The sequence below is a fragment of the Arthrobacter crystallopoietes genome (genome assembly GCF_002849715.1).
GTDB lineage: Bacteria > Actinomycetota > Actinomycetes > Actinomycetales > Micrococcaceae > Crystallibacter > Crystallibacter crystallopoietes.
Window position 1 is genome coordinate 129,229 of the sequence record NZ_CP018865.1, and the last position, 22,943, is coordinate 152,171.

The following is a 22,943-nucleotide window of genomic DNA, read 5'->3' on the forward strand; positions in this document are numbered from 1 at the left end:
GTCTAGATGGAAACGAAGTCGGTGCCGGGGACCACTTGGATGGCCTGGTTGGCACCTTCGTAGAACGGGATGTCTTTGGGCAGCAGCATCGACGTTGAGCGGACACGCTGGTCCGTGGTATCGATACCCGGGAGGGCCTCGTCTTCCATGCTGTCCACTGCTGCGAGCAGGCGTCGCCGGGCCAGGATGATGGCAGCGTCCGACGTGCCCAGCCGCTCCTTGGTGCGGTCCGCGATGTCGCCCATGCTCTCCTGAAGGGAGAAGTCCTGCGCGGCGATGCCCTCAATGCCGGAGAACGTTTTGTTTTGCTTCTGGGCCTCCCGGTCCATGAGGTAGTCGTTGCTCTTGTTGGCCAGGGTCCGGTACGTTCCCGGGATGTACTTGGCGTGGATGCCGTCGCCGTTGCGCATCTGCTCGAGTTCGTCCTCCCTCAGGTCCCGGGTCGGGTGGTAGTTCCACGACCAGGCCCAGCATGTGGTGTCATCGATCGGGACCCAGGCGTGGCCGCCCATGGGGTTGTGTGTGCCGAAGGGGGGAATGATCGTGTAGAAGGGCATAATCCACTGCGTGATGCGCCAGTAGAACTCTTCCTCGTTCGCGTTGCGGCGGGCGCCGATCAGCAGCCCGCCGTTGCTTTCGGCGACCTCGAATTTCGGGCGGGTGTCGGCCTTGATGTAGTCGTTGCCGGCGGTGCCGGAGTGCATGGGGTCATCGTCCAGGTTGAAACGGTGGGCGAATGAAACGTGGCTGGAGTCGATGCCTCCCTCCATGGCCTGGAGGTAGTTGGTTTCCTGGAGGCGCTTGGAAATGAACCGCTGCCCCTCGCCGAGCAGGGCCCACTCGAGTTCCGGGAGCTCGGGCATGTGCCCGGCAGGTCCCATGTATGCCCACAGCACGCCGCCCCGTTCCACCAAGGGGTACGACTTCTGCTTGATCCGGCACTTGAACTTGGAGTCTTCCGGCTCCGAGGGCATGTCCGTCAGGTTGCCCTCTACGTCGTACTTCCACCCGTGGTAGGCGCACCGCAGGCCGTTCTCCTCGTTGCGTCCAAAGTAGAGGGAAGCCGTCCTGTGAGCGCAGAACTCGTCCAGAAGGCCCAGCCGGCCGGAGGTATCACGGAACGCTATGAGCTTCTCGCCCAGAAGCTGGACGCGCACCGGGGGGCAATCCGCTTCGGGCAGCTCCTCGGCAAGGAGCGCAGGGAACCAGTACCGCCGGAACAACCGCCCCATGGGCGTTTCCGGTCCGGTCTGGGTCAGCAAAACGTTCTGTTCTGAAGTGAGCACTGTGCGGGCCTTCCGATATAAGCCAAAAGTGTTTAGTGTCCGCTTTCCGCGCAACGGCGCGCTTTGCGGTCTAAGTAGTGTTGCATGGGTCTCACGAACCGTCAAGCAGAATGTCGCTCGGGCGGGGCAGGTGGTGAACGGGGGCGATGGTCTAGATTCGAGATTGTGAATGCATCAATGCCCTCTGCCGCAGAGCCCGCAGTGAAAGACCCTGACTACGTGGACTCTCTTGAACGGGGACTTAGCGTCCTCAGGGCGTTCAGCATGCGGGAGGGGGCATTCTCGGTCGCCGACCTGGCCGCTGTCGTTGGCATCACGCGCACGGCGGCGCGCAGATTTGCACTCACCCTGGAGCATTTGGGCTACACCTTCCAGTCGGCGGCAGGATATGCGCTGGCGCCAGGGGTGCTCGCGATTGGTGACGCATATCTGCGCAGCAATCCGCTTCCGGACGCCGCGCACCCCCAGCTCGAAGAAATCGTCAGGGCGGTTGGGGAGACAGCTTCCTTGACCGTCCTGCACAAGCGGCGCGTCTACTACACTGCCCGCGTGGCCGCCGACAGGATCATCACGGCGAACATCACGCTCGGCACCAGCGTTCCCGCCTACAGCACGGCCACCGGTCGGGTTCTGCTGGGCGGCCTTGATCCGGACGAACTGGAGGAGTACCTATCCACCATCGAACCCGCGTCCGGCTTCGATCCGGACTACGTGCGGGCGAGGATCGTCGAAGCCCGCGAACAAGGCTGGGCCGCGGCCGACCAGGAGATGACAACTGGAATCCGGTCCGTGGCGGTCCCTCTACATGATCCCGAGCAACGGATCATCGCCGCCCTGAACATTTCCGCCCACGCCACGCGTGTGTCCACGTCAATGCTGGAGACCGACTTCGTTCCGTTGCTCCAGGCTGCCGGGCAACGCACCGCCACCACCCTCTGGCCCGGTCCCGGTCCAGCTCCCCGCAGGCCGGCCGCGGCTTCCGCATATGCCGTCCGTCCGATTGCGCGCCCGACTGATGCAATCCAGTCGGTAGAGCGCGGGTTGTGCATACTCACTGCCTTTGACGAGACCCACCCGGCCATGAATTTGGCGCAGATATCCGAGCGGTGCCGCCTCCCTCGCTCGGCCGCGCGCCGCTTCGTCCGGACTTTAGCCTCGCTCGGCTACCTTGCGCCGCAAGGGCGCAGCTTCGTGCCGACTCCCCAGATCCTGGAACTGGGATACTCGCTGCTTCCCCGGCTTTCTCTCGCGGACGTAGCCAAACCGCGCCTCGAAGTTCTGGCGCGAAAACTTGGAGCATCCGTGTCTATCGGTGTTCTCGAGGGCCTGGACCTGCGATATGTAGCCAGGGTGAGTGCACCCAGCCCCTTGACCGTGAACATCCGCGCGGGCAGCCGGGTCCCCGCACACCGGACGGCCATGGGGCAGGTTCTGCTTTCCCTTCTGCCGCCTGAGGCGCTTCAGGATGGGGCGAGCTCGACCGCCGCTGACAGCGCCGGTGAAGGTCTGACCGAACTGGGCGACACTCTGGAAGCGGTACGGGAGCAGGGCTGGAGCTATGTTGATCAGCTGCTCGAAGTGGGAATCCGCGCCGTCGCGGTCCCTCTGCGCAACCGCCGGGGTGAGGTGGTGGCGGCTTTGAGCGCCTCCCTGCATGAGGCTTCAACCTCCGGCAACGACATGGTCAGCACGTTCCTCCCTGCCCTGCGTACCGCCGCCGACGAGTTCGTCATGGATCTCAGGGATGGCCTCAACCTCTAGGTGACGTCCGCTTAGCGCGCACAAATACACTCTGCGGACGAAAATGTTGCGATTGCCACTGTGGGTTGTTATATTCATCACCTACTTCCCAGCGGTTTTCGCGATGTCCCGTGGCGACCACGCCCCCCTCAAGGAATTCACATGACTACACTTGTTCCTGCACAAATTGCCAGCGAGGTTGATCTGTCCAAGCGGCCCTATCGTTGGCTTGTTCTCGTGCTTTGCTGGCTTGCCTTCACCATGACCTCCGTCGATCGTTCGACTTGGGGTCCGGCGTCAATCTTTATCGGAGAAGACCTGGGCGTGCCTTTGGCAAGTCTGGGTCTTTTCGCCACCTTCTACTACATTGGGTACGTTGTTTCGAATGCCGGCAGCGGATTCCTCACGGACAAGGTCGGCGGTCGTCTTCTCATTGCGGTCTCCCTCGTGGGTGCCGGCGCCTCGATGATGTTCTTCGGGTCGACGACCTCGGCTGCCATCGGGATGGGCGTCCAGGCGCTCATCGGACTCTTCGCCGGAGCTGAATATGCCGCTGGCATCAAGTTGATTTCCAGCTGGTTCCGTCCCGAGGAACTCGGCAAGGCCATGGGTATCTACACTTCAGCGACATCACTCGGCGTCGTCGTGGCCAACACGGCCGTTCCCTACCTGATCGAGCATTACTCCTGGCACGCTTCCTACTTGCTTTTCGGAGGCATTTCCATCGTGGCGGGCGTGGTTTGCTACGCCATCCTCAGGCCCGGCCCGATCGTGACCAGAAAGACCCGCACTGCGGGGGGCCGGTCCGCCCTTCGGGAGCTGACAAGCAACAAGAACCTCCTTCTCCTGGCCCTGGCCGGATTTGGCGGCTTCTGGGGAACCTATGGCTTCATCACCTGGTCCAACGCCCTCATGATCAAAGGGCACGGCATAGACCCGGCGGTTGCCGGAGGCATTGTGGCGATCTACGCAGCCCTCGGCGTGCTGGGCAAGCCCCTCATCGGCTGGATTGCCGATAAGTTCAACGGCGCACGCAGGATCCCTGCAATGGTCGTCCTGGGCTGCTTCTCCATCATGCTCGTCGTCTTCGGCTTGCTGGACAACGCCCTGGCCTTTTTCATTGCCGCCCCGTTGCTGGGGCTGGGAGCCTACTGTTATCTGCCGCTCATCGTTGCCCTCGTGCCCCGGCTCGTCAGCAGCAATGTCGTCGGAAGCGCCGCCGGAATGACCAACGCGATGTGGCAAATCGGCAGCGTTCTGGTTCCCTTGGCGGTAGGAGCGGTCTTCGCCGCCACCGACAATTCCTTCATGGCCGCCCTGATCACACTTGCCGCCGGTCCTTTCCTGGGCATGATCATCATGTACTTCGTGAACGAGCGCCCCGACGATGTTGAAATCGCTGTGAAAGCGGAAGGAAAAGCCTAGAACACACAAAGGCTGGCGCACCCCTTATCCACTCGACCAGCTCGGCCATGAGCCACAGCCTCGCGGAGGGCCACCGCGCGCATTGGTTTTGAGATGCCGTCCTTGCCCCTGCGCCTCGACGATCGGCAGGGGCAAGGACGGTGGCTGATGTGCGGGCCTAGGGGCGAACTGAGGTGGATGTCCCCGCCTTCCGGATTTTTGGGGAAGGGCGAAGCCAACCCCGAAGGCCCTCGTGTGGCGGGACCGGAATCGTAAGGCGGCCGGTCGACGGGGTTGATTCGGCGATGTTAACCAGATGATCCAGCACCACGCATCGCTCGGAGACCGTGGAACCATTAAGGGGTTGTCAATCTGATCCGACGACCATTTTTACCTTCGAATCATCGCATTGCCAACTCCTTCCTCGGGGTAGGAGAAAAGCCCGCCCATCGACCGTTTCATCCCGCCCAAGCCGGAGGCGTTGCCGCCCTAGCGCGGGCACAATCGGGAGCGGATCAACGCGGTGGCCGAAGTGAATCCAGCTCCAGATGCCGGTGACACGTGTTGGCGCCACCGAAATTTGCCCACTGGCGGCCATCTGGAATTATGGCTTTCGCCGCACATGGCCATGTGAACTGTCCGCTGGTGGCCGTGCCGAAAAATCCCGGTGCGAGGGCTCGCTGGACTTGAGCAGCACAGTGTGACGCTTGCTGGGCCATGGAAGCTGGCTCCTCGTCCGATGATGCCGGGCTCAGTGCCGGGGATGGTCACAGTCGGCCGAAGCCTGCTGGTGTTAGACAGGCCGCTGGCGGTTTCGTCTCATGGGCAGCCATTTGGGCGGAGCACCTTCCAAGAGTCAGCTCCGGAGTCTCAAGGGCGCCCTCCGGTGTGTCGCCTATGCCCCACTCGGGGCCGCTACTGACTGGCCCTGCGCACCGTGACGGCCGCAGCTTGGCAGTTCTGCATGCCACCAACAGACCCCGAAAGCCCGATCTGGTTGGTGCAGATCGCCCCGTGAGTCCCCTGTTGACTGATCCTTGCCTTGAGGGTCACCCGTGCGGAGCGCAACTGGCTCGACCAAAAAGGGACATTTTCCGTTGTTCTCTGTCTAGCAGAGACTATATCTGGACAGCAGTGAAGTGATGTGTTTCACTTACACGAACACGCCACTCACGTGAATGAGGAGAACGCATGTCAACAACAATTGGCCGCCCGCTGGGTCGCCGAGGATTCCTGAAACTATCGGCTGCGGCGGGAGGCGTGGTCTGGTTGGGCTCGTCTTTGACAGCCTGCGGGCAAAGCGAGGCCGGCGGCACCGGTGGCTATTCCGGCGATGCCGCCATTACTGGCCTGGCGAGCCTAATCCATTCCGCTCCCTTCTTCATCGCCCAGGCCGAGGGCTACTACGAGGAAGAGGGGCTGGCGCTTGAACACATTCAGTTCCCGGGCGGCCTGGACACCGTGCGCGGCATCGAGTCCGGAATCGGCCTGGGTACATCCTCGACCATCCCGGTGTTCATCGCCGCCGAAAAGGGCATGGACGTCAGGATTTTCGGAAACGTCTACACCGCGGCCTCCGTGGATTTCATCGCCCTGCCGGACTCCGAGGTGAACTCCATCGAGGATGTGCGGGGCAAAAAGATCGCGGTCAGCACTCCCGGCTCGAATTCCTCCTACTTCGCCGAGCGGACCCTGCGCGAAGCCGGGTTGGAACCGGGCAAGGATGTCGAACTCGTCAGTGTCGGATCGGCCAGTGATTCATGGACAGTGGTCTCCCAGGGCGTCGTCGACGTCGCGTGGACCGCCTCGCCGTTGTCGGAAAAGATCGCCGACGAGAACGGCGGGAAGGTTATCTGGCGCTCCCGGGACTACGTCAGTGACTGGTCCGACACCTGTCTGGTAGCCACCGGCGCCTTTACCGATGAGAACACCGAGGCGCTTGTGGGTTGGGGCCGCTCACTGAAGAAGGCCATGGACCTCATCGCGAATGACTTGGACAAGGCGGCCGAGGTGTATGCCAAAGCCATCGGCTACAAACCCGAAGTCGGACTCGCGGCGCTGAAGAACTCCCAGAACTACTTCAGCCTTGAGCTGACAGACGCCCAGCTTGCCGCCGTCGTGGATGCCGGCAAGGAACAGGGCCAGATAACCAAGGAGCCTGATATGGACGCCATCGTGATGCGGGAGTTCCTCGCATGAGCCACATTCCTGCCATGCCTTCGGCGACCCAAGAGCACGATGTCATTTTCGAGAACATCGGCATGACCTTCCAGACCGCAACCGGCGCCACCCAGGCGGTTGCCAATGTCACCGGCGCCATCCCGGAACACAAGTTCGTTTCGGTGATCGGCCCCAGCGGCTGCGGCAAGAGCACGCTGCTGGACATGGTCGGCGGTCTTCTCCAGCCCACCCAAGGTTCGGTCAGCATCGACGGTGAGGCGGTCACCGGCCCACGACGTGATACAGCGATGGTCTTCCAGGAGGATTCGACGCTGCACTGGCGCAGCGTGCTGGATAACGTCGCCTTCGGCCTGGAAGTCAAGGGCGTCTCCAAGGCCGAGCGTCACGAACGGGCCCGCAAAATGATCGAGCTCGTAGGCCTGCGCCAGTTCGAGGATCACCGGCCCGGGCAGCTCTCCGGCGGCATGAAGCAGCGCGTGGCCATTGCCCGGGCGCTGGCCATGGAACCGCGGGTGCTGCTCATGGACGAACCCTTCGGCGCCTTGGACCAGCAGACCCGCCAGTTCATCGGCCGCGAACTGCTGCGCATCTGGGAGAAGACCCGCAACCGGGTCCTGTTTATCACCCATGACATCCAGGAAGCCGTCTACCTTTCCGATGAAGTATGGGTCATGTCTGCCAGACCCTCGGTAGTCAAAGAGGTGGTCAAGATCGACCTGCCCCGTCCGCGGCCGGAGGGCACCCACGCGCTGCCCCGGTTCCGGGAACTGGAGGACCACCTGTGGGCGCTGGTCAAGGTGGAAGCAGAAAAAACCCTTGGGCCAGGAGCGCAGTTGGCGTGAGCGTTGCAAAGACTCTGCCACGAAACCGGCCACTGCAAAGACGCCAGCCTGATCCGTTACGACGCCGCGCCGCGGCCGTCCGCTGGGCGATCGTCATCGGCCTGGTCGTCGTCCTCGAGGCGACCACCAGAACGGGCATGATTGACCGCACCCTGATGGTGCCGCCGTCCGAGATACTGATCCGGCTCGCATCGATCGTCCTGACCGAACAGTTCGGTGTGGACGCCGCCCGCACCATCACCACGATCCTGACCGCATTCAGTATCGGCATGGTGCTGGGTATCCCGCTGGGTGTCTTCCTGTGGAGGGTTCCTGCTGCCGGGCGCATCTTGGAACCCTTCATCGTCACCGGTTATGCGATGCCGACCCTGCTGTTCTACCCGGTGCTGCTGGCGGTTATGGGACTGAACGCCGGACCCATCATCCTCATCGCCGCCAGCATGTCGTTGGTGCCGATAGCATTGACGACCATGGTCGCGCTGAACTCGATCAAGCCGATCCTGCATAAACTGGCGAACTCGGTGAACGCGTCACCAACGCAGTACTACCTGAAGGTCCTGTTGCCCGCCGCGACCCCGCTTGTCTTCCCCGGCGTCAAACTCGGCTTCATCTATGCCGTGATCGGCACCATCGCCATGGAATTCATCCTCGCAGCGCAGGGCATCGGCTTCCGCGCAGGCTTCTACTACCGCGAGCTGAACACCGCCGATATGTGGGCGTACATTGCCGTCGTCGTCGTGCTCAGTGTGCTTGTGAACAGCATCCTTACCCGGCTGGAGAAGCGGATCAGAAGGGACATGCTTTGAGAACCACCGTTACACTTCCCTCATTTCCCCGTACCACGGGCGCGTCGCGGACCAAAAGTTCCGCCGCTGTCACGGACAACCTCTGGCGTGCGGCGGTCATGGTGGCGCTGCTCGCCGTCTGGGCAGCGCTGTCCGCAATGTCGGACCTGGTCGCCTCGCCGGCGGCGTCCTTCACCGCCTTGGTGGACCTCTTCGCCGACGGATCCATCTACCGGCACCTGAATGCCACGCTGCAGGCAGTGGCCATCGGGTTCCTTATCGCCGCGGCCGTCGGATTCCCGCTGGGATATGCGATCGGACGAAGCAAGTTCCTGGGCGCAGTCTTCGATCCAATCGTTGCGGGTGCATTCGCGATACCCCGCGTCATCTTCTTCCCGATCCTGCTGCAGATCTTCGGGGTGGGGGTAGGCGCCCAGTCGGCCATGGCAGCCCTGGCAGCAGTGTTCCCGATCATGGTCTCGACCACTGCAGGGGTGCGGGCCATCAACCCCCTCCTGCCAAAACTCGCACGGTCGCTGAGCCTGTCACCCCTGCAGACGGTGGCCAAAATCTACGTGCCGGCCATGGCGCCGTCGCTGATGGTCGGCATCCGAATCGGCTTCAGCATCGCCTTCATCAACGTCATCATCGCCGAGTTCTTCGCCGCGCGCGCGGGCCTGGGGTTGCTGACCCTGCGTGCCTACGGCCAACTGGATCTCCCGGCAATGTACGGCATCATCGTGCTGCTCGCACTGATTGCGTTGGTCGGCAACCTGGTTCTCTGGGCCGCCGAGCGCAGGCTAAGCCGCAACGCCTGAACCCTTAACACCTGAAACCTTCCATGACATTGCCACAGTGAGGACACCCCACCCATGTCTACCAACGCTGCGGTCGACGAATATGAGCGACTGCGAACCGAATTCAAAAACAAAGGCCTCGGCGGCCGCACGGGCTTCGGCGAGAGGCCGGCCCTGCTGGTTGTTGACCTGATCCGGGGCTTCACAGATACACGCTCCCCGCTGGCCGGAGAACTGGACGGCCAGTTGGAGGCCACCCGGCAGCTGCTGGCCTCGGCCCGGAACGCCAACGCGCCAGTGATCTTCTCCACGGTCGCCTACGATGCCGATCTACAGGAAGCCGGCAAATGGATTCGCAAGATTCCCTCCAACAGCTGGCTGGTGGAAGGGAGCGAATGGGTCGAACTGGACGAACGGCTGGGCCGCCGGGACGACGAAATGCTGCTCGTCAAGAAGTACGCCTCCTGCTTCTTCGGAACCGATCTGGCCGCACGCCTCATCTCCAAGGGAGTGGACACCCTGATCATCGTCGGGTGCACCACCAGCGGCTGCATCCGCGCCACCGCAGTCGATTCCTGCTCCTACGGCTTCCACACCGTCGTCGTTGAGGAAGGCGTCGGGGACCGGGCGGAACTGCCCCACCTCGCCAGCCTCTTCGACATCGACAACAAATACGGCGACGTCGTGGGACTGAGGGAGGCCGCCGCCTATCTGGACCGTATCGGTAACCAATGACAGCGTGCCCGTTGATCTGGGGGAGACCAGAGCCGGGAACCGGCGTCCAGTCACGCGGGGTCTAGACCATGACTCCAAGTGCTCCCGCCAGGTGGAAAGGGGACCCGTCTGCCGGTTCCGACAGGGCACTCAGCGCTGTAGCGAACGTCTTGTTCTCCTACTCCCTCGGCACCCTATCGGTTGTCGTCCCGCTGCTGGCGGTGCGGATAGGCTACAGCGCCAGCCAGATCGGGCTGCTGGTGGCTGTGGCTGCCGTCGCGCAGATAGCGACCCGCCTTTGCATGGGGGCGCTCGTGCGTGCCTGCGCGGACAAGTGGTTCCTCCTCATGGCGGCAGTCATGATTGCTGGATCCTGTGCACTGATCACGTTGTCGGACGCCCTACTGATCTTTACCTTGGCGCAACTGGTGCAGGGCATGGCGCGGGCCCTGTTCTGGACCAGCAGCCAAACTCACGCCGTGCGGACTTCCTTATCGCCGGTTCAAGGATTGCGGAACGTCAATTTGGCCGCTGGTGTCGGCGCATTGATCGGCCCGGCGGCAGCAGGGTACTTCTGGGAGACCTCCACTGAGCTGCCGTTGCTCGTGGGTGCTGCCACGGGTTCGCTGGCTGTCATTCCGCTGCTGCTGATCATCAGATTTCCTCCATTCGCCGCCAAAAACTCTGCGGTGCGCGGGAAGGGGAAACGGCTGTGGCGGCAACCGGGCGTCGAGACGGCCTGCTGGATGAACGCCGCCGCAGGAGGCTGGAAGAGTCTGCTGGACTCCTACGTGCCCCTCGTGCTTTCCCTCGCCGGTCAACCCGCCGCAGTCATCGGAATCCTCATATCGGTAGCCAACGCCACCGTACTGGCGGGCAGTGCCGCCAGTGGCTGGGTGCGCGCGAAGGGGATCAGGGCCTCCTTGAGCATGGGAGTGCTCGCGGCAGGACTGGGCTTGGCGGCAGCGGGGTTCTTTGCCGGCTGGGCAGTAGCCGCGGCTGCCGCCCTTGCCCTCTCCGGCATCGGCGCCGGGATCCTGCAGACCGTTGGTCCAGCCATTGCTGCGGAAACTGTCCATCCGGAAGAACGCGGGGACGCTCTTGCGGTCACGGGCACCTTCCGGGCCTCGGCACTGTTCCTCGTGCCGGTTGGCATGGCCGGACTGGTCACGGTTGTTCCCGCGACCCCAGCCTTACTCGCGGCGGGCCTGCTCCTTGCCGCCCCGGCCGCTGCAGTATGGCGGCAGGGCACACGCGGCACCGAGGACGGGGCGGCGGATGCGGCTCCCGTTCCCCACTGAACGCACACCACGGAAGGACCCTGTAATGACCTTTGAAAACCTGCCGATCACCCAGGCGGTGGCAGTCCCCAGATTGGAGCTCCTGCACGGACACAGCGTTCCGCGGCTCGGACTCGGCACCTGGCCGCTCCTGGATGACGAGTGCGAAACGGCCGTCCGTTACGCCGTCCGTGCCGGCTACAGGCTTTTTGACACCGCCTTCCAGTACCGCAACGAGAAAGCCGTCGGACGGGGCGTTCGGACAGCCGGCGTTCCCCGAGAAGATTTGTTCATTGCCAGCAAATTCAACAAGGAATCGCACAGTGTCGACGGCGTGCAACGCGCGTACGACGAGAGCCTGGGCCGCATGGGCCTTGACTACCTTGACATGTTCATGTGCCACTGGCCTGTACCGGCCCAGGGTAAATACGTCGAAGCGTGGAAAGGCCTAGTCAAACTGCTGGAGGAAGGCCGCGTCAAAGCGATTGGTGTCTCCAATTTCAAACCCGGCCATCTGGCCGCGATCATCGAGGCCACCGGCGTGGTTCCGGATGTCAACCAGATCCAGCTGAGTCCGGATCTGGCCCGGCTACACCCCCGGGACGTTCATCGGGAGCTGGGCATCCTGACCGAGGCATGGAGCCCTATCGGGCGTGCGTCGGGTCTGCGCGAGAACCCGGTGGTGCTCGCGATCGCGGAACGGCTGGGGAAGACCCCATCCCAAGTCTTGCTGCGCTGGCACGTGCAGCAGGACCTGGTCCCCATTCCCCAGGCCGCGAAACCGGTCTGGCTGGAGGAAAACATTTCGGTGTTCGACTTCGAGCTGACCCCTGCCGACATGGAAGCGCTGGCCGTCCTAGACAGGGGAGAAGCGGCCGCACGCGACTCGGACTCGCCCGAAAACGGCCACTAATTCGTGCAGGGCGCCCTCTCCAAGGTCGGGAACCGCCCGAGGGGTTGACGAGAGTCACTATTTACGACATTCTCTTCTCTAAAGAACTACTCTCTGTCTTGCAGAGATATACAAGATCCACCGACCAAGGAGATCCATCCCAATGACAGACCACAGCTCGGTCCTTCAGGACGTACGGCAGGGAATGATCCCCGCCCACATCTACAACGACAAGGAGATCTTCGAACTGGAAAAGGAGCGGCTCTTCAGCCGGAGCTGGCTGTTCGTGGCGCATGAGTCCGAAGTGCCGGACGCCGGAGATTATGTCGTCCGTCGGGTGCTGGAGGATTCCTTCATCATTTCGCGGGATGAAAAAGGCGAAATCCGGGCCCTGTTCAACATGTGCCTGCACCGCGGGATGCAGGTCTGCCGGGCGGAGATGGGCAACGCGTCGCACTTCCGTTGCCCGTACCACGGCTGGTCGTATCGCAACGACGGCCGCATTGTCGGCCTGCCGTTCCACAAGGAGGCGTTCGGCGGCGAAGAGGGCTTCCGGAAGAAGGGCCAGACTCTGCTGCCCGCGCCGTCGCTGGCTACTTACAACGGACTGATCTTTATCAGCATGGATCCCGACGCCGAGCCGCTGGAAGACTTCCTCGGAGACTTCAAGTTCTACCTGGACTACTACACCAAGCAGAGCGCCGACGGGATCGAGCTCCGCGGTCCGCAGCGTTGGCGGGTCAAGGCGAACTGGAAGATCGGGGCCGAGAATTTCGCCGGGGACATGTATCACACGCCCCAGACGCACACCTCGGTGGTGGAGATCGGCCTGTTCCGCGAGCCGAAGGCGGAAAAGCGCAAGGACGGCACCACTTACTGGGCGGGCAACGGCGGCGGCACCACGTACAAGCTCCCGGAAGGCAGCCTGGAGGACCGGCTGCGCTATGTGGGCTATCCGGACGAGATGATCGGGCGGATGAAGGAGCAGTGGACCCAGCAGCAGCTTGACGTGGTGGGCAAGGACGGGTTCATGGTCTCCGCTGCCTCGCTGTTTCCCAACATGAGTTTCGTGCATAACTGGCCGCGCGTGGAGGAAGGCTCCGACGAGGTCCTTCCGTTCATCTCCATCCGCATGTGGCAGCCCATTAGTGAAAACGAAACCGAAGTGCTGTCCTGGTTCGCCGTGGACAAGAATGCCTCCGAAGAGTACAAGGCTCTTTCCTACAAGGCCTACCTGATGTGCTTCGGCAGCGGCGGCATGTTCGAGCAGGACGACGTTGAAAACTGGGTGTCCCTGACCAATACCGCCGCCGGCTCCATGGCGCGGCGGCTGCTGCTCAACGGCCGCATGGGCCTGTTGGAGGACGGCCAGAACGTGGTGGAACCGCTGACCGCCGAAGAGTATTCCGGCCCCGGCTCCACCCGCATTGGCTACAGCGAATACAACCAGCGCGAGCTGCTGTTCCGTTGGGCAGACCACCTCGAACGCCCGGTCCAGGCCGCGGCCCAGCTGCACGTCGGAATCGATCCGGTCCAAGCCGGCGCTGTGGGCGGCGGAGATGCTGCCCCGGCCGCAGGCAGTGCAGCAACCGTGCCCGCAGCGATGATGTCCCAGGAGGCCTAGAAAAATGACAATCACCACTGCACACGAAGCCAGCGGCACCACACTATCGGAACAGTCGGCACTAGGAGCGCATGCGCCGCGGACCCAGCGGACCGGGCGGAGCCTGCCCTTCAATGACGAACTCCATCTGGAGGCCCACCGCTGGCTTGTGGACGAGGCCTACCTGCTCGACGAGCAGAACTACGATGAGTGGCTGTCCCGCATTGCCGACGACATGCACTACCTGATGCCGGTGCGCGTCACCACCGCCCTCGGTGCCGGCTACTCGACATCCCCCGGCATGGCGCACATGGACGAAAACAAATACTCACTCAGCCGCCGGGTGGCCCGCTTCGCCACCGAGCACGCCTGGACCGAAGATCCGCCGTCGCGGCTGCGCCACTACGTTACGAATGTACGCACCTTCCGCACGGAGAAGGCCGATGAAATCATCGTGGAATCGGCAGTCCTGCTCTTCCGCAGCCGCGGCGACGTCGGCGAGGCCGCCACCGTGTCGGCCGGACGCGAAGACCTCCTCCGCCGCACCGGAACGGGCTGGCATCTTGCCCGCCGCACCATCATGCTGGACGAGGCCGTGATCCGGATGCAGAACCTGGCCATTTTCCTATGAAACTCGAATGGGAAGGCGAGGAAGATGACCGGCTCGCAGCGATCCGGGCGGCCGAGGAGCGCGTCCGGCTCGAAGCCCGCGCGACCGGGGAGCCAATCGTTATCGCCAACGAATTCTCCGAAGTTCAGGTCACCCGGGTAGAAACGCGGAACGGATCCCGCCTGATGATCAAATCCCCGCGCTCCGGCCAGTGGGTCACACTGTGCCCGCTGGAACTCGAAGCCCTGACCTGGCAGGCCCCGGCCACTTTCTCCGCCATGATCGGACACCCCTTCGGGCCGCTAGTAACCGAAGAAGACGAGTATCCGGAACCCCACGAAAACGCCAACCAAAGCGAAGGAGCCCACCATGCCCGTCGTTAAAGCCGATCTCCAAGCCTGCCAAGGCTACGCCAACTGCGTCGTTGGAGCGACCGACTATTTCGATCTGGACGACGACGGGATCGTCGTAGTCCTCCGCACCGAAGTGCCGCAAGAGGACCGCGCCCGCGTGATTGAAGCCGCCCGCAGCTGCCCCGTATCCGCCCTTGTCGTGGAGGACGAATGAGCCCGGCCACCGTCATCGTCGGATCCTCCATCGGCGGTGTCCGTGCCGCCCAGGCGCTGCGACTGGAAGGATACACGGCGGAGATCATCCTCGTCGGCGAGGAAACGGAACTCCCCTATGACAAGCCGCCGCTGTCCAAGTCTGTGCTGGCAGGCACAGCCGAGGAATCCTCCATCGGGCTGCTTACACGGGATGAAGCCGACGAGGCCCGGATCCAGCTCCTACTCGGGCAGCGGGCCACCGGCGTCGACATCGCGACGAGCCTGCTCCAGCTGGAGGGCCACGAGCCGGTCCGGTTCGACAACCTCATCATCGCCACCGGCGCCTCCGCCCGGCCCTCGCCCTGGGGCCAGCGGCCCGGGATCCACGTCCTGCGCACCCTTGAGGACGCGCGAAAACTGCGGGAGGACCTGCTGGCTGGCGGTCACCTCGCGGTGATCGGCGCCGGCTTCATCGGTGCCGAGGCCGCAGCCACCGCCCGGTCGCTGGGACTTGACGTAACCGTCATCGACCCGGTGCCAGTTCCGATGAGCCGCATCTTCAATCCCGAAATCGGGCACTGGTTCGGGGACCTGCACCGGAGCAACGGCATCAACACCATTTTCGGCACCGGGGTAGAGTCCGTCGACGGCGACCGGGGATCCTTCGTCCTCCGGCTGACCAACGGAACAAGGATCGAGGCGTCCGCTGTGCTGGTCGGCATCGGTGCCGTCCCCAACGACTCATGGCTGGCTTCCTCAGGATTACTGGTGGATAACGGTGTGGTCCTCGACGAATACTGCAGGGCCGTCGATGCCCCCAACATCTACGCCGTCGGCGACGTGGCCCGCTGGCGTCACCTGGGCCATGGTGAAGAGATCCGGATCGAACACTGGACGAATGCGGTCGAGCAGGCGTCCTGCGTCGCGCACAACATCACCCATCCGCAGGAGCCACGCGCGTACACACCTACCGAATATGTCTGGAGCGACCAGCACGACTGGAAAATCCAGGTCGTCGGACGAGTAGGAGGGGACTGCGAACACATTGTCATCGGCCACCCCGAGATTCACGGAAAGTTCGCCGCACTCTATACAGGGGACGGCTCCAGCCTCCGCGGGGCTGCCATCGTGAACTGGCCCAAGGCGCTCGTAGCCTGCCGCCGCGGCATGACGGCAGGCACGACCGTACAGGAGCTCCGTGCCAAGCTTGAACCCCAGCTCAACCCGGTGGCGGCCTCATGACCGCTGTCAGCGCTGCGCCGAGTGCAGGCCACAAACAACGGGAAGCCGTCGCGATGGCCTGCCGTGTCCTCGCCCACCGAGGCCTAGCAGAGGGCATTCTCGGCCACATCAGCCTCAGGATCACGGATACCGAACTCCTCGTCCGCTGCCGCGGCCCACAGGAACGCGGCCTCGCCTACACCGAGGCCAGCGACATCCGTTTCGTTGACCTCGACGGCAACCCTGCCAGGGAGGGAGAGCTCGACGGCGGCTACACCGTCCCCAACGAACTTCCCCTCCACACCGAACTGCTCCGACGCCACCCCCAGATCCGGGCAGTGGTGCATGCCCACCCTCCCAAGGTCGTCGCCGCCGACCTGGCAGGACTGTCCGTGCGTCCCATCGTCGGAGCCTACGACATCCCCGGCACCCGGCTCGCAGCCGGCGGCGTTCCCGTTTACCCGCGCGGAGTGCTGGTCAGGAACAGGCAGCTGGCAGCGGAAATGGCCGAATCCATGGGCAGCAGGCCGGTGGTCATCCTGCGCGGGCACGGCATCACAAGTGCCGCCGACACAGTGGAACAGGCAGTCCTGCAAGCCATAAGCGTCGACAGCCTGGCCGGGTTGGCGCTGCAAATAGCTGCCGCCGGCGGAGAAACCCTGGACCTGCCCGAAGCCGACATGGCCGAACTTCCCGATCTTGGCGGCTCGTTCAACACCCTGACAGCCTGGCGGCACGAACTGGCAAGGCTGGGTTAGCGGCGATGAAGACAGCCAGCCCTGCTGACCCAAATGCCGGACTACGGCTGGGTAGGATTAGGTCCATGCAACCAACAGACGTGGAGGACACGGCGAGATACGGGCCTCCGCCGCAGTACCGAATCGAGTCCGTCGATAATGCGCTACGTCTCCTGCTGTTGTTCGAAACGCAACCGAACATCAGGCTCACCGATGCCAGCAACTACCTCGGAGTAGCGTCCTCCACCGCGCACCGCCTGCTGGGGATGCTCCAGTACCGCGGCTTTGTCCGCCAGAACCCGTCGACCAAGGCCTACGAGCCCGGGCAGGCCCTCAGCTCCATCGCGGTCTCGATACGACGGCAAGTCGATATCAGGACACTTGTCCATCCTGTTTTAGAGCGGCTGTTCCAGTCAACAGGAGAGACGGTCCACTTCGGGAAGCTGGAGGGCACTAATACGCACTTTATTGACGCCATCGAAAGCGCGCGCGCAGTGCGTGTTGCCTCCCGGCAAGGCATGACCCTGCCTGCGAATTGCACTGCCACCGGCAAAGCCATTTTGAGCCGCCTACCCCTAGAGCAGCTTCGAAAGCTGTACCCGGCGGAAGAACTACCGGGCCTCACCAAAGGCTCCATCACCTCCATGACCGAACTGGAACGGGCCCTGGAGGTCATCCGGAAAACCGGGTACGCAACCAGCCAGGAAGAAAGCGAAGACGGAGTGACCTCGGCAGCTGTCGCCGTGCTTAGCCCCGGCGGCGCTTGCTACGGCATCAACGTATCGGTTCCTGCCCACCGTATGACCCGGCAACTCCGCGCCGAGCTCGGCGCCAAACTGCAGGAAGCCGCCAAGGAGATCGAAGGCCTGCTGGTTTAGCTACTCCCAGGCCTCCTGCCCCGTGAGCAGTCCACGGATTGCTCCGGAACGACCCCTGCACCTTCCTGAGCCCCGGCGGCGCCCCCACTGTAGCACCGGAGACGGATGCCTCCCGCCACGGGCAGCACCGGGCTCCACCCCATGCCAGCGCTGCCCGGGCATCCGTTCTGCCGGGTTGCGCGCTCCGGATCCGGAACCGGAGCCTACCTCGGACATTTTGGCTTCGGGCGGGCCCTGTCTGCAGATGTCATCATGCACCCTTCGCCCGAGCCACCCGGCAACCTATAGAAAGGCCATGGCGCCATGACGGACAACGCCGACGCTGGCCTCGACTCCGCCGCCCTCCGGCCCGGCGACCACGTCGAGGTCCGGGGAAACGAGCATCTCCACTACAAGGCATACGTGGAGGACACCTTGCCGCAATTCAACATCGCGTGGGTCCGGGAACAGCGGACCGGGGAACGCAAAATGCTCTTCACTAACGAGTGCCGCATCCTCCGGTGCGAAAGCTAATCCTGCCAGCCGCCGCCCCGACTCCAGCGCGGCCCGCAGCCGGCGGCCGGCGGCCGGCGGCGCACCCGGGGTTACGGCACCAGGCGTGGCAAGCGGGCGGTTCGTTCACGGGTAGCGTCTGGCGCTACCTGTCCCAATCCAGACGTTTGGGGAGGTCCGGGATGATTTCTTCTTCGGACATTAGGAAGTCAGTTGCAAAGGCATGGGCCTGATTCTCTACAAGCTTGGAACCAGGGGCGATTCCTTCGTGCATGACGAGGTGGCCAAGTTCGTGCGCTGCATCGAAGCGGCTTCGTGCTTTGTCACCCTTTTGTGGAGAGAGAATCTGTGTCCCGTCTCATCTAACTTGACCCACGAAAACCCCGGAATCTCGCGGGTTGGGCCAACTGTAGTGAGAAAAATTACACGCGTTTGTCTCACTACAGTTGGTCCAAAACGCAGAATCGTACAAAGTCCCAATGACCCTAGGGCCCGGAAATACGCGGGTTATGGGCCGGTGGTCCAACTGTAGTGAGACAGATTCGGCTAATGGTCCAAGTGTAATGAGGTTGGGTCACTTTAGATGAGACAGGATGTCGGATAACAACCGAGCTGTCGTGAGTGCCGGGCTACTTGTCCAACAGACGAGCGTGGATTCAGGGGCACTCAGCCGAGTGCGGTGACGGCCGATCTGTCCAAACCTTGGCTAGAGGGTGAGCAGACCGATTTTTTCAGTGGTCGTCGGTGGCCGTGAACGCAGCGGGCCGCAGATCGTCGAGGCGGACTCCGAACTCGGCAGTTCTGCTGGTGATGATGTCGATTGCAATCTCAACGAGTTCGCCGGTGAACTTCCAGAGGACAGCGCGCATGACGCCGTTGGACAGGCCGCTGAGACTTTTGGACAACTCAGTTGTGATTTGGGTTGTCCTTTTCCATCTAACTTGACGGAGTCATGGGCCTCTGACCTGCGGTGCGACAACTGAAGTGGAACGAGATTTCATGGCATTTGTTCGTTTCAGTTGTCGCACAGCCGCGAATCGTGCCGTCGATTTCCGTGACCAGGACGGCCTGGCAGCCTGCGGATATGGTTAATCTGCGTATATTCACGTCACGGATAAGAATCTGCGTCAACTGTAATGACGCCGGCATCAGAATGTGTCGAGAAGAGTGAGTGCGTCAACTTAGTTGGAAACTGTCATGGATATGTCGCCTGTGAAATGAAACTACACAGGACAATCTGTGTCCGTTCTCAATGTAGTTGTCAGTAGCAACCTGGGAACTGACAGATTGGATGAGATGAATCTGGCGGACTCTTTCTCATTGATGTTGTCAGTTCCGTAAATCGTTGACGGCTCGTGGCGCGGCTGAAAGGCCATAAGCGTGCCATTCGATGCCGTGACGGGACGCTGACAACTTAACTGAAAATTATCCAGAATCCGTACCCTGACACGTTGAATGCGAAAACTGACATCAGGAATGAGAACGGACAATCTGGTTGGAACCCCTTCTGACAAGGAGTTTTGTAACTGGCATGCGCGGGTATTCATGGGCCGGGAGTAGGCGATTTCCGCCGTTGCCATTAGCCCTCTTAACAGATTGCCCTCTCGAAAGTTCGGACCGTGTCGGCCGAACGCCTGTTAGACATGTGGCGCGTTTCGCCGGGAGGTTCTTGCTGCTGCGATGTATTGGGCGTAGGCGGCGGCCGAGTCAGTGGCATGGCGTTCGATGGTAACCGGGGAGTAGCCCAGTGCATCGGCAATGATGGCCACGGGCGCGAGTTTGGTGAGTTCGTGGAGAGTTCCGAGCCGTGCCGCCCGAGTGCTGAATAGTCTGCTGAGCCGCACTGTCAGGTGACCTGGGTCGATGTGGCGCCCGGGCGCGATTCCGCGGAATACCCAATTAGTGCTCGGGTGTGAGGCGGTGAGGTTGTGGCCGGGATTCTCAGCGAGTTCCCGCCACGGCAGGTCCAGCGGATCAGGCAGTGCGATCTGGATTGTCCCGAGCCGGATGGTGACCAGGTCTTCGGTGATGGTCACGTCGTCCCAAGTCAGCCGAGCGATGTTTTCGGCCTGTTGTCCGAAGACGAGGATGAGGATGGCGGCGGCCCTGTCCCGTACGTCGAGTCCGTCCAGTTGAAGTACCTTGTTCAGCGCTTCGTCCTGTCCTGTCTTGTCGAGTTTGGGACTGGTTCCGCGGCGGTGCGGGAGGATGGCGAGACCTGCCGGAGCGGCTTTGGTTTTGATGGCCCATTTGAGGAAGCGCTCGGCGATGCGCCGGGTTGTTGGCCCTTCTGCTTGCCATACGTCGAGGTGGGATTGTTGCAGCTCGGGCAGTTTGATGCCGTGGCCGGTGAGCCAGTTGAGGAGGTCGATGGCCACGGTGACTTCTTGTTTGGCGCGCAGGAAGGTTCCGCGGCTGACTTCGTCCATGTGGTTCATCCGTCGTTGGTGGTGCCAGCGGATGTAGCGGCGGATCACTTCACGGTTCTGCAGGTCACTCACGCGCTCGAGGGCTTGCGTTGCCCAGTTGTCGTAGCGCATCCGGAGTTCGTCGCGGCGGGGGAGCACCCCGTGCTCGATGAGGAGTCCTCGGACGTATTCGCGGGTGCGTGAGTCGGGCAGTCCGTCGAAGGTTTCGTGCGTGATCGCGGGTGCGACTGCGAGGTTTCGCAGGAACGCTGTTACGTGCTTTTGGCGGATCCAGGTCAGGCCGCTGTTGGCCCGTTTCATCGACTTCAGCGCCGCCGCCAGCGGGATCAGATCGTTGGCGATGGATCCCGTGGCCGGGTCGGTGAGCAGGCCATCTACGACATTGCCGAGGACGCAGGTCCAGCAGCGGCCGCCGCTGTGAAGTTCGTCCTCGGCTCCGCAGGTCCGGCAGTCGACGTTGAGTCGGATGCCCGAGCATCGACGGCACGCGGGTTGGGTGTCGATGAGGCCGGGCAGGACGCCTTCGTGTCCGCAGGCGCAGATGCCGCGGGTGCGTTTGGCTTGCTGGTAGCAGTAGCCGCAGACGCCGCCGTCGGGCCACCGTGCAACGGTTTGGTGGTGTTGGCCGCAGCGGGAGCAGGGGACCGGCCAGCGGGTCGGGTCCTCCGGCTTGCGGGGCCTACTCACCGTCCTCGGGGGTGACGAGGCGGATGCGTTTGGCGATCGGGTTACCGGGTTGGATTCCCAGGTCTTCGCTGCGCCGAGGTGCGTCGGCTGTCGCCGCGGCGCGCATCTCGACGAAGGGTTCGAACAGGTCGTTGGGGGTGCAGTCCAGGATGTCGCAAAGGGCCGCGAACGTCCTGGCCGGAATGCGTTCCGGCGTGGCCGTGACCAGCCGGTAAACCTGGCTCTCGGAAAGGTTGATTCCGCGGGATTTCAGCAGCGGCATCAGTTCGGTGGTCTTCCAGAGGTTGTGCTTGGCCATGAGGGCACGTAAGTTCCAGCGGTAGCCGATCCGGCGCTGTTCAGGCATCTGGGTCCTCCAAGGTGGTGATGCGGCGTGCGATCATCTGTTGCACGGTTTTCTGCTTGAAGTCCGACGATACCGATGTGTAGAGGCCGGTGGTCGAGGCGTACGAGTGGCCGACCTGCGTCTGCACGAAGGCCGGGTCGTAGCCGGCTTCGATCAGGTGGGTCACGTAGGAGTGTCTGAGGCAGTGCAGCCCCAGTTCCTTGGGCAACCCAACGGCGTCGCGAGCTGCTGCGAAGGCATCGCCGAAGCTGCCAAGTGACATCCGGGCGCCCCGCTCGCTTGGCCAGAGCGCCGAGGACCGGTCAGCTGTTGGGAACCGCGCCCGCATCCCGCCGGTCCAGGTACGCAGCTGATCCACGACCCAGTCGAACTCCGGCACGGTCAGAACAGTCCGCCGCCTGGGCCCGGAACCTGCCGTGCCTTTGGCAAACCTCACCTGGACGGCACCGAAGCGGCCATACTCATTCACGTGGGGATTGGGGCCGAAGTCCTCCAGATCCAGCATCGTCATCTCACGCCGGCGAAGCCCATAGGCATAACAGACTTTGAACGCCACCGAATCACGGAACAGCGGCAGCCAACGCTTGCTGCCGGCCGCGTACTCACGGTCGACGAGATCGTCAACGTGATCGAAAAGCCGTTGCAGCTCAACCTTGGTGAATGCCCGCCGCTGCGCCGGCACGGCGTCATCGGTCGTGTGCCTGGGCGTGTTCCATTCAAAGCAGATCTGGCTCGGGATATCACCAAAAGTGCGTTCGCAGAACTCACCCCATCCATAGCCAGGATGCGTCAGGTAGGCGCAGAACATCCCCACGGCATTGCTGTACGAGCGCAGCGTCTTGAGGCTGATCGGCTGCTCACCGGAACGCAGTCCGGCCAGGAACTCATCTATGTCCACCGCACGCCATTGCCACGGAAACTCACCGGTGAATTCCTGGAACCGCGCCAGCAGCTGGCAGCGCTGCTTGATGGTCTGCGTCGTGAGCCCACGGGCCAGCATCTGCGCCCGCCAGCCATCCAGCATGGCGGTGAAAACACGCTCGTCGGCCCTGAACAGCCCGACAGCCGGATCCACCAGCATCCGCGGGACAAAACCCGGAACGGCACCATTCACTGCAACCCCTAAACCATGGAAACATGCATTAGATGCAGGAAACCTACAGTGGCAAGGGATCCAGGAGCAAATTCAGGCCTAGCGTCCAGATGCGGTCGTTGCAGCAAAGGCTCGTCTGACCTGCGGAAACACCGAAATAGCCGTGGAACGGGAGTTTTCGCAGCTACTTCTACTCCCGTACTTTTTTCGCCGATAATGGAGATTATGTCAACCTAGCATCAACACGGGTACATTGATGCCCTTAAGGTATTATACTTCGTCGTCGTTCTGGCTGCTAGTTAGGCGAACTTCATCCCCGACCAGCCGGTGGTATCAGTGAGTTTGGCGAGTGCAATGCTTTCGCTTCGGCTGCGGATG

At 62.6% G+C, this 22,943-nt stretch carries 23 protein-coding genes; 17 read left to right on the forward strand and 6 right to left on the reverse strand.

Annotation, left to right across the window (positions count from 1 at the left end):
- Nucleotides 1-2: 2 nt before the first annotated feature.
- The gene (locus tag AC20117_RS22645; protein ID WP_074703480.1) at nt 3-1,286 is read right to left on the reverse strand and encodes a Rieske 2Fe-2S domain-containing protein; all 1,284 of its coding nucleotides are present in this window, start codon (nt 1,284-1,286) and stop codon (nt 3-5) included.
- 165 nt (nt 1,287-1,451) lie between these two features.
- Between AC20117_RS22645 and AC20117_RS22650 the strand changes: the two genes are divergently transcribed.
- From AC20117_RS22650 to AC20117_RS22730, 17 genes are all read left to right on the forward strand, one after another.
- On the forward strand, nt 1,452-3,047 hold the full coding sequence (locus tag AC20117_RS22650) for an IclR family transcriptional regulator domain-containing protein (RefSeq protein WP_158300513.1): 1,596 nt from the start codon (nt 1,452-1,454) through the stop codon (nt 3,045-3,047).
- 141 nt (nt 3,048-3,188) lie between these two features.
- Nucleotides 3,189-4,451, forward strand: coding sequence for an MFS transporter (locus AC20117_RS22655; protein WP_083340029.1), 1,263 nt, complete (start codon nt 3,189-3,191; stop codon nt 4,449-4,451).
- Nucleotides 4,452-5,621: 1,170 nt separating this feature from the next.
- On the forward strand, nt 5,622-6,629 hold the full coding sequence (locus AC20117_RS22660) for an ABC transporter substrate-binding protein (RefSeq protein WP_139186844.1): 1,008 nt from the start codon (nt 5,622-5,624) through the stop codon (nt 6,627-6,629).
- Nucleotides 6,626-7,453 carry an ABC transporter ATP-binding protein gene (locus tag AC20117_RS22665; RefSeq protein WP_083340030.1) on the forward strand — a complete coding sequence of 276 codons (828 nt, stop codon included), beginning with the start codon at nt 6,626-6,628 and terminating at the stop codon, nt 7,451-7,453. The genes AC20117_RS22660 and AC20117_RS22665 overlap by 4 nt, the downstream gene beginning before the upstream one ends.
- Entirely contained in the window at nt 7,450-8,259 is an 810-nt protein-coding gene (locus AC20117_RS22670) for an ABC transporter permease (RefSeq protein ID WP_236777653.1), read from the forward strand. Before AC20117_RS22665 ends, AC20117_RS22670 begins: the two co-directional genes overlap by 4 nt.
- A complete protein-coding gene (locus tag AC20117_RS22675; protein ID WP_074703482.1) occupies nt 8,256-9,056 on the forward strand; it encodes an ABC transporter permease in 801 nt (266 codons plus the stop codon). Before AC20117_RS22670 ends, AC20117_RS22675 begins: the two co-directional genes overlap by 4 nt.
- 54 nt (nt 9,057-9,110) lie before the next feature.
- Nucleotides 9,111-9,770: an N-carbamoylsarcosine amidohydrolase gene (locus AC20117_RS22680; protein WP_074703483.1), complete on the forward strand. Its 660-nt coding sequence runs from the start codon at nt 9,111-9,113 to the stop codon at nt 9,768-9,770.
- A 68-nt stretch (nt 9,771-9,838) separates the two neighbouring features.
- Nucleotides 9,839-11,050 (forward strand): MFS transporter, encoded by a 1,212-nt coding sequence (locus AC20117_RS22685; protein ID WP_083340032.1) that lies wholly within the window; start codon nt 9,839-9,841, stop codon nt 11,048-11,050.
- Nucleotides 11,051-11,075: 25 nt separating this feature from the next.
- The gene (locus AC20117_RS22690; RefSeq protein WP_074703485.1) at nt 11,076-11,942 is read left to right on the forward strand and encodes an aldo/keto reductase; all 867 of its coding nucleotides are present in this window, start codon (nt 11,076-11,078) and stop codon (nt 11,940-11,942) included.
- A gap of 142 nt (nt 11,943-12,084) precedes the next feature.
- Entirely contained in the window at nt 12,085-13,545 is a 1,461-nt protein-coding gene (locus AC20117_RS22695) for an aromatic ring-hydroxylating dioxygenase subunit alpha (RefSeq protein ID WP_074703486.1), read from the forward strand.
- A 4-nt stretch (nt 13,546-13,549) separates the two neighbouring features.
- Entirely contained in the window at nt 13,550-14,155 is a 606-nt protein-coding gene (locus AC20117_RS22700) for a 3-phenylpropionate/cinnamic acid dioxygenase subunit beta (protein WP_074703487.1), read from the forward strand.
- Entirely contained in the window at nt 14,152-14,517 is a 366-nt protein-coding gene (locus tag AC20117_RS22705) for a hypothetical protein (RefSeq protein ID WP_074703488.1), read from the forward strand. Before AC20117_RS22700 ends, AC20117_RS22705 begins: the two co-directional genes overlap by 4 nt.
- Nucleotides 14,504-14,701 carry a ferredoxin gene (locus tag AC20117_RS22710; protein WP_074703489.1) on the forward strand — a complete coding sequence of 66 codons (198 nt, stop codon included), beginning with the start codon at nt 14,504-14,506 and terminating at the stop codon, nt 14,699-14,701. Before AC20117_RS22705 ends, AC20117_RS22710 begins: the two co-directional genes overlap by 14 nt.
- On the forward strand, nt 14,698-15,924 hold the full coding sequence (locus AC20117_RS22715) for an NAD(P)/FAD-dependent oxidoreductase (RefSeq protein WP_074703490.1): 1,227 nt from the start codon (nt 14,698-14,700) through the stop codon (nt 15,922-15,924). Before AC20117_RS22710 ends, AC20117_RS22715 begins: the two co-directional genes overlap by 4 nt.
- Entirely contained in the window at nt 15,921-16,661 is a 741-nt protein-coding gene (gene phtC / locus AC20117_RS22720) for a 3,4-dihydroxyphthalate decarboxylase (protein WP_074703491.1), read from the forward strand. The genes AC20117_RS22715 and phtC overlap by 4 nt, the downstream gene beginning before the upstream one ends.
- A 65-nt stretch (nt 16,662-16,726) precedes the next feature.
- Nucleotides 16,727-17,518, forward strand: coding sequence for an IclR family transcriptional regulator (locus AC20117_RS22725; protein ID WP_101632777.1), 792 nt, complete (start codon nt 16,727-16,729; stop codon nt 17,516-17,518).
- Nucleotides 17,519-17,821: 303 nt separating this feature from the next.
- Entirely contained in the window at nt 17,822-18,031 is a 210-nt protein-coding gene (locus tag AC20117_RS22730) for a hypothetical protein (protein ID WP_074703492.1), read from the forward strand.
- Nucleotides 18,032-18,155: 124 nt separating this feature from the next.
- On the opposite strand, the gene AC20117_RS24405 is transcribed toward AC20117_RS22730, so the two are convergent.
- The 5 genes from AC20117_RS24405 to AC20117_RS22750 form a co-directional block, all read right to left on the reverse strand.
- Nucleotides 18,156-18,356, reverse strand: a complete 201-nt coding sequence (locus AC20117_RS24405) for an ImmA/IrrE family metallo-endopeptidase (protein ID WP_101632778.1) — start codon at nt 18,354-18,356, stop codon at nt 18,156-18,158.
- A 385-nt stretch (nt 18,357-18,741) separates the two neighbouring features.
- On the reverse strand, nt 18,742-18,915 hold the full coding sequence (locus AC20117_RS23490; protein ID WP_158300514.1) for a hypothetical protein: 174 nt from the start codon (nt 18,913-18,915) through the stop codon (nt 18,742-18,744).
- Between the two features lie 732 nt (nt 18,916-19,647).
- Nucleotides 19,648-21,126: a site-specific integrase gene (locus tag AC20117_RS22740; protein ID WP_074698505.1), complete on the reverse strand. Its 1,479-nt coding sequence runs from the start codon at nt 21,124-21,126 to the stop codon at nt 19,648-19,650.
- Nucleotides 21,119-21,472, reverse strand: coding sequence for a helix-turn-helix domain-containing protein (locus AC20117_RS22745; protein ID WP_074698507.1), 354 nt, complete (start codon nt 21,470-21,472; stop codon nt 21,119-21,121). The genes AC20117_RS22740 and AC20117_RS22745 overlap by 8 nt, the downstream gene beginning before the upstream one ends.
- Nucleotides 21,465-22,553, reverse strand: coding sequence for a tyrosine-type recombinase/integrase (locus AC20117_RS22750; RefSeq protein ID WP_074698509.1), 1,089 nt, complete (start codon nt 22,551-22,553; stop codon nt 21,465-21,467). The genes AC20117_RS22745 and AC20117_RS22750 overlap by 8 nt, the downstream gene beginning before the upstream one ends.
- Nucleotides 22,554-22,943 lie beyond the last annotated feature (390 nt).